Source organism: Marinomonas profundimaris (genome assembly GCF_000508165.1).
In the GTDB taxonomy this organism is placed as follows: domain Bacteria; phylum Pseudomonadota; class Gammaproteobacteria; order Pseudomonadales; family Marinomonadaceae; genus Marinomonas; species Marinomonas profundimaris.
Genome location: NZ_AYOZ01000001.1, coordinates 453,948 through 469,041, shown reverse-complemented (window position 1 = coordinate 469,041; position 15,094 = coordinate 453,948). Strand labels below are relative to the sequence as shown.

At 43.9% G+C, this 15,094-nt stretch carries 13 protein-coding genes; 6 read left to right on the top strand and 7 right to left on the bottom strand.

The window, feature by feature from the left end; all coding sequences use genetic code 11:
- Positions 1 to 16 precede the first annotated feature (16 nt).
- From D104_RS21290 to D104_RS21275, 4 genes are all read right to left on the bottom strand, one after another.
- Complete coding sequence (locus D104_RS21290; RefSeq protein WP_024022664.1) at positions 17 to 1,009, bottom strand: KAP family P-loop NTPase fold protein; 993 nt, start codon at positions 1,007 to 1,009, stop codon at positions 17 to 19.
- Between the two features lie 506 nt (positions 1,010 to 1,515).
- A complete protein-coding gene (locus D104_RS21285; protein ID WP_024022663.1) occupies positions 1,516 to 1,779 on the bottom strand; it encodes a type II toxin-antitoxin system RelE family toxin in 264 nt (87 codons plus the stop codon).
- Positions 1,766 to 1,999 carry a ribbon-helix-helix domain-containing protein gene (locus D104_RS21280; protein ID WP_024022662.1) on the bottom strand — a complete coding sequence of 78 codons (234 nt, stop codon included), beginning with the start codon at positions 1,997 to 1,999 and terminating at the stop codon, positions 1,766 to 1,768. The genes D104_RS21285 and D104_RS21280 overlap by 14 nt, the downstream gene beginning before the upstream one ends.
- A gap of 207 nt (positions 2,000 to 2,206) precedes the next feature.
- Positions 2,207 to 2,584 carry an MmcQ/YjbR family DNA-binding protein gene (locus D104_RS21275; protein WP_024022661.1) on the bottom strand — a complete coding sequence of 126 codons (378 nt, stop codon included), beginning with the start codon at positions 2,582 to 2,584 and terminating at the stop codon, positions 2,207 to 2,209.
- Positions 2,585 to 2,728: 144 nt separating this feature from the next.
- Here D104_RS21275 and D104_RS21270 point away from each other — a divergent pair, with 144 nt between their 5' ends.
- Together D104_RS21270 and D104_RS36935 are read left to right on the top strand one after the other, a co-directional pair.
- Entirely contained in the window at positions 2,729 to 4,573 is a 1,845-nt protein-coding gene (locus D104_RS21270; protein ID WP_024022660.1) for a hypothetical protein, read from the top strand.
- Between the two features lie 329 nt (positions 4,574 to 4,902).
- A complete protein-coding gene (locus D104_RS36935) occupies positions 4,903 to 6,618 on the top strand; it encodes a putative periplasmic lipoprotein (protein WP_152531133.1) in 1,716 nt (571 codons plus the stop codon).
- A gap of 62 nt (positions 6,619 to 6,680) precedes the next feature.
- Here D104_RS36935 and xdhC read toward each other — a convergent pair whose 3' ends face one another.
- From xdhC to xdhA, 3 genes are read right to left on the bottom strand one after another with little or no spacing between them, the layout of a single operon-like run.
- Positions 6,681 to 7,541 (bottom strand): xanthine dehydrogenase accessory protein XdhC, encoded by an 861-nt coding sequence (xdhC, locus tag D104_RS21265; protein WP_024022658.1) that lies wholly within the window; start codon positions 7,539 to 7,541, stop codon positions 6,681 to 6,683.
- A complete protein-coding gene (gene xdhB / locus D104_RS21260) occupies positions 7,538 to 9,904 on the bottom strand; it encodes a xanthine dehydrogenase molybdopterin binding subunit (protein ID WP_024022657.1) in 2,367 nt (788 codons plus the stop codon). The genes xdhC and xdhB overlap by 4 nt, the downstream gene beginning before the upstream one ends.
- Positions 9,897 to 11,432, bottom strand: coding sequence for a xanthine dehydrogenase small subunit (xdhA, locus tag D104_RS21255; RefSeq protein WP_024022656.1), 1,536 nt, complete (start codon positions 11,430 to 11,432; stop codon positions 9,897 to 9,899). The genes xdhB and xdhA overlap by 8 nt, the downstream gene beginning before the upstream one ends.
- A 255-nt stretch (positions 11,433 to 11,687) precedes the next feature.
- Between xdhA and D104_RS21250 the strand changes: the two genes are divergently transcribed.
- From D104_RS21250 to D104_RS21235, 4 genes are all read left to right on the top strand, one after another.
- Positions 11,688 to 12,176: a DUF2127 domain-containing protein gene (locus D104_RS21250; protein ID WP_024022655.1), complete on the top strand. Its 489-nt coding sequence runs from the start codon at positions 11,688 to 11,690 to the stop codon at positions 12,174 to 12,176.
- Positions 12,177 to 12,459: 283 nt separating this feature from the next.
- Entirely contained in the window at positions 12,460 to 13,479 is a 1,020-nt protein-coding gene (locus D104_RS21245; protein WP_024022654.1) for an ABC transporter substrate-binding protein, read from the top strand.
- Between the two features lie 4 nt (positions 13,480 to 13,483).
- On the top strand, positions 13,484 to 14,323 hold the full coding sequence (locus D104_RS21240) for an ABC transporter ATP-binding protein (protein ID WP_024022653.1): 840 nt from the start codon (positions 13,484 to 13,486) through the stop codon (positions 14,321 to 14,323).
- Positions 14,301 to 15,092 (top strand): ABC transporter permease, encoded by a 792-nt coding sequence (locus D104_RS21235; protein ID WP_024022652.1) that lies wholly within the window; start codon positions 14,301 to 14,303, stop codon positions 15,090 to 15,092. Before D104_RS21240 ends, D104_RS21235 begins: the two co-directional genes overlap by 23 nt.
- Positions 15,093 to 15,094 lie beyond the last annotated feature (2 nt).

Genomic DNA, 15,094 nt, shown 5'->3' with positions numbered 1-15,094 from the left:
TAGATGGCCAAATTAACTATGCCACTACACCCCACCGACCGGAGTCAAACATATTTGACGCTGATTTATCTTGCTCGATGATTTTGTCTAGCTTGTTGAATAATAAGCTGTGAAGTCGTGTGGTTTCTATTTGAGGAATATCAAAAGGCACTTGGATTATTTTTTCTAAATAATCGCGACCTAGTTGCATGCCATCATTCATTTTATCTTCTACTAGATCTCGTTGAAATAGAAGAAGGAACACTACATTCGGGAATTCTAAATTTGCTTTTATTAGCTGAAAAACCATCCTTAATTGAGAAGATGTCAGCCTATCTAAGTCATCCATTACTACGATCAAGGGGCCTTTTCGCTTTAGCAACAAAGCTGTTAACTCCTGCCTTATATCGCTCAAACTCTGTTCTTTTTCCTTTGCAGTTTCCTCAACATTGCCACTTAATTTCTCAAGAAAACCTTTTCCCCACTTCAATGTTGCAGCCCAACCACCTAAAACAAGTAACATAAAGGTACTAGCGTTGTTGACCCAAGCTTCGTTGGAAAAGTTTCCGCCAACTCCAACAAGCGTTGCAAGAATGAATAGTGTAGGAAGGGCCGTAGAAAGACCTTCGACTACCGTCTCACCCGTATTTAGATAACGACCATACTTTTTAAGGGTGACCGCTAATTTTTTCCCTGACTTACTTTTATCTTTGCGACCTATTGATTTTGATATTTCTTGAAAAAAAGAAGCGGTTATTTTTTCTTGTGCAGCCCACTCCCATGGAGAAAACTGAATGATATCCGGTTTGTCTTCGGTAATTGCCTCTAGCCGAGAAAGAGCCATATTTTTAATTGAAGATTTCCCTGATCCCCAGTCACCATGTAAGGCTACTACCAAGCTATCGTTTCCATGCCAACTTGCCATCGCATCTGCCAAGTCGGTGGAAAAGCCTGAACGACCTAACAAGTCATCTTCCACTTTTGTAATTGGTCTATCAGAAGCGAATCCGTGTAAATCTTTTGATTCCATACGAGTTCCCTGAGAAGAATCTAACAATTAAGGGTTATACGGCAGCGTAGCTGCGGCTATAACCCACTGTTGAACGGCTGCGTTGTCTATATAGGGGATTTGCTTTTTTCATGGTAGGACTTCCCTGTTATATAACTCGCTCAATACCAACGTCTGTCTGGACTATGCCGCTTCAGATCGTCTTTGATCGCCGCTATGTTGGTTCTTTATTTGCTCTTTTGTAGCGTGATTTAATCCGCTAGGCAAGCTATTCCCTCAGACCTTATGAACTGATCTGTTTTTATACTCTGACCTCTCCGTCTGCTAACGCTAACTGCTATTGTCACATTGCAGCAGGATGCGAAGCCGTTTTGTCACTTTACTCCCAGACACACCAGCAAGATAAACAAAAAAGAAAGCTTCGCTTTCGCGGCAGATTACGCTCCGCTTATCGTGCCCTACGTGTAAGTTTGTACGCGAGGTATTTTGTTGATTGACGTGGAGCAAGGAAAAAACTAAGAGCAAGACTAATTGTTTTTATATACTGAAGGTCTGTGTGCGACTTTAATAACATTTATGATCAATACGTCATCTCTTATCTCATAGATGATCCGATATAAACCTTGCCTTACGCGGTAATTATCTAAACCCGATAGCTTGATACAGCCTTCTGCTCTTGGGTTGTCTGCAAGACTTTCAATCTTTTGAAGTATCTTGGGTACGTCTTTTTTAGGAATATTCTTAAAATCTTTGCCAACTGACTTTTTAAAAGAAATTTTATATTTTGCCATTCGCTTTCAGCTCGTTTAGAAAAACTTCATACGTTACTTCTGGCTCATTTACTCGTTCTGATATGGCCGCAAGATCTTCTTGATCTTCTCTCATAAGCAAACGCACCGCTTCGTCTATGAGCTCAGAAACAGAAACATCGGATGATGCCGCTCGCATTTTTAACGCCTGATGGATAGCGGGTTCAAAGTAGACCGTTGAACGTTTTGATAAATTACTCATTTTACACCTCGACGATTCTTTTGGAGTTCTAACATTGTAGCGCTATAACGCTAAAACATCAAAACTCAACAACGTCCAAAAACCTCGCTTTTTGCAGGAGAGTTTCTGGGAGCAAGGATAAGGAACGTGCCGCAGGTTTTAATGATTTCTCTTTAATAAACAAGGATTTATTACGGTTTTTCTCTTTTTAAAAGGATAGGCAAAACACTATTCTGCTGACAAATTCTGATTCAATCCCAATTCCTTTTGTTTTTTCTTCGTCAACCCCAGCGACACAATGCGATAGGATTCTTGAAAATAATACGTTAACTCTTCATCCAACTCTTTCGAACCAGCAAATTGCTGAATCCACTTCATACCACGTGACGCCAGATAAGGCGCGGGTCGATAACCCTCTTTATTGCTTAAAAAATCGTAGTTTAGCGGCGACGTTTTAAACGTAAACGCGGGCAAATTATCTTTGCTCCAACCGCCGACCGCAAACACCTTACTGCCCACCTTCCAAACCTGAGCGCCTCCCCATTGAACAACTGACGTCGTCGCGGGCAACGCACCACAAAATTGATTGAACTCATCATAGGTCATTATTTGGCTCCTTTCGTTGAAGCTAATGATAAGCGAAAAACGCACAACCACGCGACTTAACCCTATTTCAATTGGCTTATTTTCAATACGTTGTCTAAATTTTGATGGTAACTTCGAAGAAAACCATGGAAAAAGGATTTAAAGGTGAAGCTATCAAATATCTTATCTACCGTGAATCAAGTCGAAAAGTCTAAGTTCATTAACTTCCTAGACCGAATTTGTAGTGAAGCCATTATTCACGACAAAGAACTGGCAAAACGAATCAATAATCTTGACGGGCAAATAAAAAATGCGTCCAGTGGCGAGATTATTCAACTTTTCGAACTTGTTTTGCCTTACTTCGAAAAAAGCGTTAAAGAACAGCTCGCAATGTTGGGCGCGCAAGCCTCATTACTAATCAATATTGTCAGTCGAGATGGTAATTGCATTGCTCGCCTTTCATGGATTGAAGCGCTCTATACAAAAGAATGGACTGCTATTGACTCTAAAGCCCAAGAAATAAACGCATTAATAAATGGGACGTTAGATGGAGAAACATTTAATGAAGCGAAACGTCTAGAAATTTACCACGCTTGTCTCAAAGAAGCCTATCTCAACGACGAGAAGAATAACCGAGAAGCCAAAATCACAGACGATGAACGAAGCATTTTAAATGTTTTAGCACACAAACTAGACATAACCGCTGATCAAAAATCAGCCGTTCAACACTTAGTCAATGCTATCCCTCAAACAGGCATCCAAGACTGCCTCAATACATTACGAGAAGTTGGACTTGTTTTTGTAAGCCGTAAAAACCTTACCGTTTACGTTGCAGATGAAATCGTCACAATGCTCAACAGGATGCAAGGAAAAGAGCTTGCCGATAAGCACCTACTGCGCATTTTGCGAACGTTAAGCGATTCAGAATTATCAAACATTTTAAAAGCTCACGGCAAACGAATTCGAGGCGTTGAACGCACAGATAAAATTGAAGAAATCATCAAGATGGGGCTGCCTATAACCGAAATGTTACAGCAAGATATTAGCAACCCTGACGCCAATATAAATGACAGAAAAGAACGTTTGAAAGCGCTTATTTCAGATTTAGATTTAGGTCTAGAAAAAATTGGAACAACACTGGATGAAAGAACAGAACTCATTATTTCATCCCTTAACTCCTCTGCGGAGAACGAATTCAATGCACTCAGCGCAACCGGTTTTAAAGAACTTTTCTCAACCTTAAAAACTCATTTTTCGACATTAACCTCGGTTTTACATAAAGACTTCGAAATTGAAGACAATGAAGAGCTCGATGTCGACAAGCTTCGAGCGTTAAGCATCACGCCTCATGACATTCTTTATATGCTCTCCAACGAAGACATTAAATTAGTTCGAGACAGTATGGGACTGAGTAAACGTGGCAACCCTCGCTTAATCATTCTCGAAAGCTTTGCAGATGCGACAGACAAGTTAATAGAAAATTACGCTTTACTCGCCAAACGAGATTTGGCTGGCTTAAAACATGAAGGCATAGAAATCGCCGAATCAGACATAGGCATTAAGTTTGAAGAAGTAACGAAAGCAATCTTTGAACAGCTTGGCCTTGAAGTAGATGAAGATCTAAGGCGCTCGATTAATACGGCAAAAGATAAAGCAGACATTATTTTGTCCTTAAGCGAAGACGATGTAATTATTGGCGAAGCAAAAACCTGTAAGAATGGTGACTTTGCCAAATACTCCACCACCTCTCGCCAAGTCAAAGCCTACGTGAATCGCTGTGAGTCTTCGGGCAAGCGCGTTGCTCAAGTGCTCATCATTGCACCGTCATTTTCAAATGATTTTGTAGAGTCCGCTGAAATGGATACAGAAATAAATATATCCTTGCTTGAAGCCGCAGGATTGAAGCAAATATTGGATGCCTTCAAATCAAGAAGAAATCCAAAATTTTCAGCAAAACTGTTTACGAAAGGCGGTTTATTAAAGGCGGACTTAATTGCAAAAAACGTCTGACATGATTCACCATCAAATAGGCTAACATTGAAAAATGACATACCGACGAGTTAGACGGCTTTTTACGTAAGAATGTAACGAAAAGGAATGTCATTTTTTCAATAATTTACAACACCCAAAAACAGCCCTACATCTCATTAAAGGTTTCAGGAATGGTAAAACACTCATAAATCAACGCTCAACTAACCCCGCTATTTCAAACTGATCCCATAAAACAGGATTACTTTCTATTACACCCGCACAAAACTATTTGTTTTTTATACAGGGCGAACTACATTTATTGGAGCCCTCTTACTAAAAAAAACAACGATCATTGAGACTAGGAAATAATGATGAAACTAATCACTTTATTACTCGTCAGTTTTTTACTCACTGCATGCACCAGCAATCCAATGGGCACCATCAGCATTCGGTCCGTTGATCAAAAAGGGAATTTAGAATCCCCTCTCGTGAATAGCGCAGAACTTATCGATGATAAATACACCATATTCAAAACCGAAGAAGATGGTTCAACCAGTGGCGATGACGCTTACGCCATTTATTTAACCGACAGTTATCTTAAATACTTATCTGATTGGTGGGGAATCAACGAAGTCATTTTTGTTGTTGAGTTTACGGAAGCGGTCACAGGCAACAGAGAAACGGATACCACGACTAAAATCCTAGGTCCTTATGAAAATATGGCCGACGGTATCAAAGCACCTTTTTTCAATAAGGCGCTGTATGGGCCTAAAAAAATGGAAAGCGATCTGCTCACTATGAACATCAAAGTTTATGAGTATGACCTTGATGAGAGTGACCAAAGTTCAGCCATGTTGGAATTTATCGCCTCAGCCGCTGAAAGCTTCTCCCTATCTAACCCTGTGACATTAGGAGAGATAAAAGTCGCAAAAGAAATTGCCAACACACTGCTGCTCGCCAATGAAAATGATTTGGTAATGAACCTAGATGTAGACTTTGTGGCAGGCAACGCAGACTACGTTTCAAGCAATCATTCTAATGTACTGCCACTAAAAAGCGGGCAATTCATCATCGTTAAACAAGAAGGCTGTAGTGTCGGCACCTGCTATGACTATTTCAGTAACGACTGGTCCAATCTACCGGGACTCATACCTGATTTCTTCATGTTAATTCCAACGACATTAAACCGTGCTTTTACCGACACCCCCGATAGATCCAGCCTAAAAGAATTTAAAGATGAGGGTTTAAAAGTCACAAAAGCAGGACTTACGACAATCAATAAACAAGGAGCACCGATAGGAATCTATAAAGACAAAACCTGGCTTAGATTAAATATTGTCAAAGGTGGCGACACGTCACAATGGACAGCACGAAAAGCACTTTACCCTTCAGCAGAAGAAATAGAAGCCCTATTAAAAAACCCAAACAGCTTCGAAACTGAAAACCTGCAAAACATCACACAAGGGTTAATCAAGGCACAACAAAGCCTAGTTGAGGCTAAAGCAGGCATAACGCTCACCTCCCTTCAAAGCCAAAAAGAAACCCACTTTATTGACCAAGCAAACCCAACAAGTGACTTGTGCATCAAATACACGAACAATATCGACATTATACAGGCCACTTTCACGTCTACCGATGCTCTCGCTGTTGATCTATCTCTGCTTAGCGACTCCAAAGGCGCGTCATGCTATCAGCTTAGCCCCACTGCCACGGACGACGCAAAAGCCTTTGCTAAAGGTTCTGGCAGCTTCATTGTAAATTACGGCGTGAATGGAAAAGTTAAAGTCAAAAGCATCCCTGTTTTGGCCAATAACAAAATAACCAACGAAGACTTTGCCTCTGAATGTACGGTGTTTAACGGGGAGGGTTCAAAAAGCTATCAGCTCAAACTGATAGACCTGAACAACAAGGTAGAACAAGTTACCAATATCACCCTTGCCGACACAGATACCTCGTTCACCATTAATAAAAATGACATTAGTTTAGGTGGAATGTTCTCCGCTGCTGGTAGTCAAACCATAACAATAAAAGGAATCCTTGGTGGCACAGCAAACCTTAGTAAAGAGTGTATTGCCGACACCTAACCTTTCAGCTGAAATCAAATAAAAGGGGCTGCGATACTTTCCCACCCAGCCCCCTTTATCATTTACACTTTACACAAGGCGCTGTTGATTTCTTTCCACGTTAATCCGCTACCTTTTTTCTCTGTCATTACACTTTGCTGAGTCAGTTGAATAATTTGCGCGGCGATTGAGATGGCGATTTCAAACGGTTTTTTGCCTGCAACATCTGGCAGTCCAACAGGGCAATGCACTGATTCAATTTCTGCTGGGCTAAACGAGGCGCTGACGAGGCGTTTTTTGAAGCGTAGTGCTTTGGTTTTCGAGCCGATTAAGCCGATGAATCGGCAGTCTTTTCTATCCAACAAAGCTTCCACCAGCTGATAGTCCAACGCGTGATCATGGGTCATGACCAAGGTGATTTCGTTATGACTCATGTGGTCGATGTGATCGAGCATGGATTTATAAAGAAACGGCGTGACGTTGCTCGGTAAGCCTTTGATGTTGTGGTCTTGAGCAAGGTTTTCCCGGCTATCGACCCATGAAATTTTCGCCTGCATGTTTCCCAATACATTTACCAAGGTGGTCGCCACATGTCCCATGCCAAAGATGGTAATTTTAGTCGCGGGTTCTGGAAAGTATTCCAACAACACACTCACGGTGCCGCCACAACATTGGTTGGTTTTGGCAGCGAGCGGAAAGTTTTCCAATACATGAGAAGCGCCAGTATGGTCGCCATTCAACATGTCACGGGCTTTTTGGCAAACAGCGTATTCCAGCTGTCCGCCGCCGATCGTATCAAAGCTGTGATCTGCGGTGATGATCATTTTACTGGATGATTCCCTCGGTGCGGAGCCTTGTGTGCCAATTACGGTCGCGATCACCCACGCTTGTCCGGTTTTTTCCACTTCCGCCAAGGCTTGAATCCACCCCATGGAAGACATCATAAGCCGGCCACCGGAGTTTTCTCAGCCTTCTGATTCGACTGGTTTTCTGAATGAAACGCTTCTGCCGCTTGCATACCATAAAACACCGCTTCGGGTGTCGCTGGCACGGCCAACGGTGGCGAAAATTGATGATCACACACTGACGCACAGGCGTCTTTTAGCGCACACCAAACAGAAATACCGAGCATCAATGGCGGTTCGCCTACGGCTTTAGAACGATAAACCGATTCTTCACTGTTGGCACGGTCGAACAGTTTTACATTAAATTTTTCTGGTACATCGGCCGAGGTCGGGATTTTGTAGTTCGCAGGACTATTGGTCGTAATACGCCCTTTTTCATCCCAACTGAGTTCTTCCGTTGTCAGCCAACCCATGCCTTGTACAAACGCACCTTCGATCTGACCAATGTCGATGTCGGCATTTATGGAATCACCTACGTCGTGCAAAATGTCGACTTGCGTCACCTTGTATTCGCCCGTGAACGTATCAACTATCACTTCCGACACCGCTGCGCCATTGGAAAAATACAAGAAGGGTCGACCTTTCGCGGCTTTTCTGTCGTAACCAATTTTCGGTGTTTTGTAGAACCCTGTTGACGACAACGACACGCGATTCATATAAGCCAACTTGATGAATTCAGGGAAGCTCATAGTCTCGCTTCCCAAAATTACTTTATCGTCACTAATAGCAAACTCATCCGCTTTAATAGCAAAATGCTCCATGGCGAATTCTTGCAAGCGCTCTTTTATCGTCTCAACCGCGTCCAAGGCCGCCATGCCGTTTAAATCTGTTCCTGCGGATGCAGCCGTTGGCGAGGCGTTTGGCACTTTGTCCGTTCGAGTCGAGCTGACATTGACACGTTGATAATCGATTCCAAACGTCTTAGCGACAATTTGCGCGACTTTGGTGTACAAGCCTTGGCCCATTTCCGTTCCGCCGTGACTAATGTGAACACTGCCATCGGTGTAAACATGGACCAACGCGCCACCTTGGTTTAGGTGTTTTGAGGTGAACGAAATACCAAATTTAACCGGCGTCAGTGCCAAGCCTTTTTTAAGGAAAGGGCTTTGTTTGTTGAAAACACGAATCGCTTCACGACGCGCTCGGTAGTCTGAGCTAATTTCCAACGCTTCGATCAAGGTCAATAACACATTTTCTTCAACGTCTTGTCCGTAAGGCGTTTTTGTTTTGCCTTCTTGATAACAATTCAATTTACGAACATCGAGCGCGTCTTTGCCGACCGTACAGGCAATTTCTTCGATGACGGCTTCGGCCAATAAAACCCCTTTTGGTCCGCCAAAACCACGGAATGCGGTATTCGATACCGTATGGGTTTTTCCTCGATAACCGCTGATGCGCGCGTTCGGTAAGTGATAGGCGTTGTCTGCATGGAACATGGCGCGGTCGACCACGCCATCGGACAAATCCGCCGTACAACCGCATTTACCGACCATGTCGTATTCGGCGCTGAGGATTTCCCCTTCATTTGAGAAACCGACTTCGTAGCGGTTCCAAAAATCGTGACGTTTACCGGTTTGCACCATGTCATCTTGGCGAGGCATACGGTACTTAACGGGGCAACGATTACGAATCGCCAACACTGCCGCCATGCAACCTAATACCGCCGCTTGAGATTCTTTACCGCCAAAGCCGCCGCCCATGCGTCGAACTTCAACCAAGACTTGCGCTACGGACAAACCGAGGACTTTAGCGACCAGCTTTTGTACTTCCGCTGGATGCTGAGACGAAGCGTAAACCAAAACGCCACCGTCTTCATTTGGCACCGCGACACTGATTTGGCCTTCTAAATAAAAGTGTTCTTGACCTTTGATGTAAATGTCCGATTTGATCTTATGAGGCGCGGTTGCCATCGCCGCTTTTGCGTCGCCACATTGAATCGTGTGGGTTGGTAATACAAACTCTTGTCGCTCTAGCGATTCTTTCGGATGCAAGGTGCTTATTCTGGGTTTGTAGACGATTTCTGCCAACTCAACCGCTTGCTTTGCAGCACGTAAACTGGTCGCCGCTACCGCAAAAATAGACTGCCCGATGAAATGGACAAAATCCCCAGCCAACAATAAATCGCCACTCAATACTGGCGACACATCCACTTCGCCAGGAATATCGGATTGTACGATCACGTCGACCACGCCAGGGTACGCACGTACTTTATCGAGATTAATGCTGACAATGTCCGCGTGCGCTTCGGTGGATTTGCCTGTCGCCACATGCAATTCATTTGGCCATTCAGGCATGTCATCGATGTAGACCGCTTGCCCTGTTACATGCTTGACGGCGGATTCATGCATCGGCAACTTACCTGATTGAAAACCAGTAACTAGATCATTCGGTAACTTACGCATGCGTTGCTCCTTTGTGCGCTGTAATCTCATGCCCCAAAGACAAAGCGGATTCCGACAACGCATGGCCTGAGAAAGCCGGAACCTGCGTGCCGTTTAATTCTAACCACGCTTTTTTGACCAAGTTACACGCCATGTCGAGTCGATAAGCCGAGCTGGCTCGCATGTCGCTCAATGGTGTTAATTCGTTTCTTAGGTTTTCGATGGCCTGCGTTAACGCTTGTTCATCGTTAATGTTTTTGCCGACAAAAGACGGCTCTGCTGTTACCGCGCGAATCGGTGTAGCGGCCATGCCGCCAAACGCCAATCGAACGTCACTGATTTTGTCATCACTCAATTCAAAGCGTACGGCCAGCATCACACTTGAAATATCGTCTTCCATACGTTTTGAGACTTTATAAAAACGATGGAAGGCATCGAGCTTTATCAAATCAATCGAGAAGGATTCGATCAACTCGTCTTTTGCTAGTAGAGTGGTTTTGTAGCCTTGATAGAAGTCGTTAATGTTCACGACGCGTTTGCTGCCATCGGTTTTGACCAATTGCATATCTGCATCAAACGCCAACAATAAAGGCGGCATATCAGCAATCGGTGAAGCATTAGCGACGTTGCCGCCAATGGTGCCACGGTTACGAATTTGTCGAGATGCAATGCGGCTTAGCAAGTTATAAATATGTGGGTAGCGTGTTTTGCTGAAGTTTTCTAATTCGCTGTAAGTCACAGACGCGCCCAAGGTTAGCGCGCTGCCATTGTCTTGGATCTGTTTTAATTCAGCAACATGCGACACATCGATCAAAGTACCAAAATCATGAAAGCGCTGAGTGTTTTCCAGCATCAAATCCGTACCGCCAGCGATCATCACGCCGTCCGTATGAGCCATTTTGGCGTCCAGCAACTCCGCTAATGTAGTTGGCTGTAAATAAGAGGCGTGATTCTGCGATTCAAAACAATCTGTTTCTTTTAAAGCCGACAATTGAGACTTGATGCTGTCATTTTTGCTCATGAACTCGACAAACTGATTGCCTTCAGCGGTTCTCACCATATCCAACCCCGCGTCGATAATCGGGCGATAACCCGTACAACGACACAAGTTACCAGAAATGGCATCGCACACCGACTCGCGGTCTATGGCTTGAGCAGAAGATTGACTGTTTTCATAAAGCCCAGCGAGAGACAACACAATGCCTGGTGTGCAAAAACCACATTGAGAACCGTGATGCTCCACCATGGCTTGTTGAGCAGGATGCAATTCACCGCTCGCCTTCCCCCAAAATTCAGATAAATATTCGACAGAGACAACGTGCTTACCAGCAAGAGATTGAACCGGCGTTATGCAAGAGTTAAAAGTCGAATAGTTAAGTTCGCCGCCTTCTAATGCGCCAACTAAGAGCGTGCATGCACCACAATCACCAGACGCACAGCCTTCTTTTGTTCCTGTTAAACCACGCTTTTCACGTAAGTATCGTAATGCTGTAAAGTCGCTAGGGAGCGTGTTGTCGTCGATGAGCTTGTCATTCAAGAGGAATTTCAAAGCACTCTCCTTCATTAAAGTGGTGTGTATAGTGACAGTCTAAATGCAAAAAACTGACCAATCGTACAAAGTTTTCATTAAAAACTAAAAGCGCCCCATAAACAACTCAATAATGACGAGGATAACCAAGATTGAATGTACGTGACACTCTGTTTTGGCATACGATTGCAAGGCGTTCTTATCTCCAACCAAATAGTAGGTAGGGTCTATCAAGTTTAGTTGATGGCTAACGGTTTGAATTTTTAAGAGGTTACAATGACATCATCGAAAAATGGACTCAAAGCCATCACCATTATTGAGGCATTTAAAGGCTTACTGTCCCTTCTGGTTGGCTTTGGTTTACATGCTTTAGCAGGGCAAAACCTGGAACAAGTAGCCGAAAATCTAGTTCGTCATACACACCTTAACCCTGCCAGCCACTTTCCACATATTTTCATCCATGCCGCAAGTTCTGTTTCAAGTACAAATATTAGTCTAATTATTATCGGTGCTTTCGCATATTCTGTGATCCGGTTCATAGAGGCTTACGGTTTATGGAAAGGATTTATTTGGACAGAATGGTTTGCATTACTCACTGGTGCCATTTATTTGCCCTTCGAAATCTATGAAATGTTATACCATCCTCACATTGTAAGCGTTGGTGTTTTTTTCCTTAATCTCGTTGTCGTGGGTTATATGGCAAATCTACTGCAGAACAAGCGAAAAACAAGAAACGAGAGTCACATGAAAATTGAGAATATTTGACCCGTTATTGATTCGGCAAAACAACCAAGTCAATATTGCTGAAGATAGCAACACACGACCACGCCTTAACTAACGCACCATTTTGTTTCACTCCCAGACAAATCGTTCTTCACTTCTCACTCACAAAAAAGCAGAAAATATATTTATCACAATAAATTCAATAAGTTAAAAAAAACAAAATAACCATACATAAGACATGGAACGGTTGTTGCTACAGACAAGACCAATGAAACAAAAGAACCTTAACGTCTAAAAATGATTATTTAATGTTTGGAGCTCAGCTATGAAAACTGCGATGACATCAGTGATAAAAACAGCAATGAAAACCACTCTTCGCCTTTCCCTCTTAACCAGTCTGGTTGCAAGCGCGTCTGCTATGGCTGCCGATAAAGTGACATTCCAGTTAGATTGGTTACCAGGTGGGGATAAAGCGCCAGTCTATGTGGGCATTCAGCAAGGCTTTTTTGCAGACGAAGATTTGGACGTTAAAATTGCCAGCGGCCGCGGTTCTACTGATGCATTAACGAAAATGGCGACTGGACAATCTGATATCGGCAGCTCAGACATTGGGGCGTTAATGGCCGCAAGAGCACAAGATAATGTGCCCGTTGTTGCGGTGTTGCCTTACTTTACCCAAGCGCCTCACGCATTTTTCGTATTAAAAAGCAGCGGTATCCAATCCATTAATGACTTAAAAGGCAAGAAAGTCGCAACCTCGCCTTTCACTTCGTCTAACGCCTTTCTGCCTTTGGTCTTAAAGCAAAACGGCCTAACCGAAGAGGATATTAAATTGGTGAAATCGGATCCGGGTGCGCTTTCACCTATGATGATCACAGGCAACGCGGACGCCATCATCGCATGGGTGACTAACACGGCTTTGTTTAAAGCGCAGGCAAAAGGAGCAGGCAAAGAGATCATCGAAATGCCTTGGTCGAATTCTGGTTTATCGCTGTATAGCTCTTCCCTTTTGGCGGCTGAAAAATTTCTTGAAGAACGCCCAGACGTTGCAAAACGCTTTATTAAAGCCTTTTCAAAATCGATTGCATTCACTTATCAGTATCCAGATAAAGCCGGTGAAGACCTTCATAAAATGGTGCCAGAAGTGGATGCTGACATTGTTTCAGCGCAAATTAAAAGCATCACAAACTTGGTGTATAACGACGTAACGAAAGAAGACGGTGTGGGCCATTTTTCGCCAGCCCGCATTCAAAAAACATGGGAATACGTGGCGGAAGCCAATGGCTTAACAATGGACGCTCTCGACCCAGAGACTGCGGTAAACAGCAAGTTTGTACCGGAGTAATGTCATGGAAGACAAAACCCATATAAGCAAAACACATTTTCAAGACGCTGAAGAATTTAACATCGGTAAGCAAGCGGCGTACGTGAGCATGAAAGGTGTGGGTCATAAATACGACCTACATCCTGATACGCCTATGGTGGTGCAAGATATTGACCTTGATATTCATCGTCACGAATTCGTCGCGGTGGTTGGCCCTTCTGGTTGCGGTAAATCGACGTTGTTGCGCATGGTGGCAGGGCTTCTGATACCGTCCCATGGCGACGTATCGGTGTTTAATCTCCCCGTCACCGAGCCTCGTGACGATGTGGGCATCGTTTTCCAAAAGGCCAATTTATTGCCTTGGCTGACGGTACGAAAAAACGTTTTGTTTCCTTTAAAACACAAATACGGCCGTTATTCTGCGAGTGATGAAAAACGCGCAAACGAGTTACTCGACATGGCAGGTTTAACCCAGTTTGCCGACAAAATGCCCGATGAATTGTCCGGTGGCATGCAACAACGTGTCGGTATTATTCGTGCCTTGTTATTGAATCCTGACATCCTGTTAATGGATGAACCTTTCTCGGCGCTGGACGCCTTGACGCGGGAACAGATCGGTTTTGATTTGTTGGATATTTGGAAAGAACACCCGAAAACCGTGTTATTTATCACGCATTCCATCACTGAAGCGGTGTTACTGGCGGATCGTATTTTGGTGATGAGTAAACGCCCGGGTACAGTGTTGGATCTGATCGATGTGGATCTGCCACGACCACGTTCACAAAAAACCATCAACTCATCACGCTTTGCTGAACTCACCGACTTAATCCGAGGATACATTTATGAACCAAACACGCCCGCTTAAGCTTTGGATTCAGCACCAAGCAAACCGGTTTGCACCTGCGCTGTTCTTTGTTGGTTTGGTGATGTTATGGGAGCTGATTTGCCAACTTAGTGATGTGCCAAATTATATTTTACCCTCCCCTTCGGCGATCATTACGGCCTTTTTCAATGTAGAGTTTTCACGCTGGATGACCCACCTTTGGGCGACATTGCGCGTCGCGTTAATGGGCTTTGTGCTGTCGATATGCATCGCTTTACCCTTGTCGATTGGCATGATGCGTTCTGAACTGATGAACCGAGTGCTCTACCCTGCGTTGATCGTGATTCAATCTACGCCTGTCGTAGCGGTTGCGCCTTTGATCATTGTATTACTTGGCACTGACGACCCATCTCGCGTTTTAATTACCTGCTTAATTACCTTCTTTCCTTTGGTCGTATCCACCACAACAGGCATGCTAGAAACGCCACCAGAAATGATCGAGTTGAGCCAATCGTTGCGCGCACCGCGTTATCGTGAAACTTGGCAAATTCGCATACCTTATGCGATTCCACACATTTTCAGTGGCTTACGCGTGTCAATCACTTTGGCGATTATTGGCGCTGTGGTGGCGGAGTTCGTCGCGGCTGAAGAAGGTTTGGGCTATTTCATTCAGTTCTCAACGTCTTTTTTTAAAATTCCACAGGCCTTTGCGGGCTTGATCTTCCTTTCCATTATCAGTCTTCTGCTGTTTAAATCGATCCAGTGGAGTCAGGCTTGGTGGTTTCCGTGGAGCCTTCCTAAGAAGAAGTAAAT

Bases quoted from the DNA above. Each gene is read 5' to 3' on its own strand.
- D104_RS21290 (WP_024022664.1), bottom strand. From the start codon at position 1,009: ATGGAATCAAAAGATTTACACGGATTCGCTTCTGATAGACCAATTACA.
- D104_RS21285 (WP_024022663.1), bottom strand. From the start codon at position 1,779: ATGGCAAAATATAAAATTTCTTTTAAAAAGTCAGTTGGCAAAGATTTT.
- D104_RS21280 (WP_024022662.1), bottom strand. From the start codon at position 1,999: ATGAGTAATTTATCAAAACGTTCAACGGTCTACTTTGAACCCGCTATC.
- D104_RS21275 (WP_024022661.1), bottom strand. From the start codon at position 2,584: ATGACCTATGATGAGTTCAATCAATTTTGTGGTGCGTTGCCCGCGACG.
- D104_RS36935 (WP_152531133.1), top strand. From the start codon at position 4,903: ATGATGAAACTAATCACTTTATTACTCGTCAGTTTTTTACTCACTGCA.
- xdhC (WP_024022658.1), bottom strand. From the start codon at position 7,541: ATGATGTCTTCCATGGGGTGGATTCAAGCCTTGGCGGAAGTGGAAAAA.
- xdhB (WP_024022657.1), bottom strand. From the start codon at position 9,904: ATGCGTAAGTTACCGAATGATCTAGTTACTGGTTTTCAATCAGGTAAG.
- D104_RS21250 (WP_024022655.1), top strand. From the start codon at position 11,688: ATGACATCATCGAAAAATGGACTCAAAGCCATCACCATTATTGAGGCA.
- D104_RS21245 (WP_024022654.1), top strand. From the start codon at position 12,460: ATGAAAACTGCGATGACATCAGTGATAAAAACAGCAATGAAAACCACT.
- D104_RS21240 (WP_024022653.1), top strand. From the start codon at position 13,484: ATGGAAGACAAAACCCATATAAGCAAAACACATTTTCAAGACGCTGAA.
- D104_RS21235 (WP_024022652.1), top strand. From the start codon at position 14,301: ATGAACCAAACACGCCCGCTTAAGCTTTGGATTCAGCACCAAGCAAAC.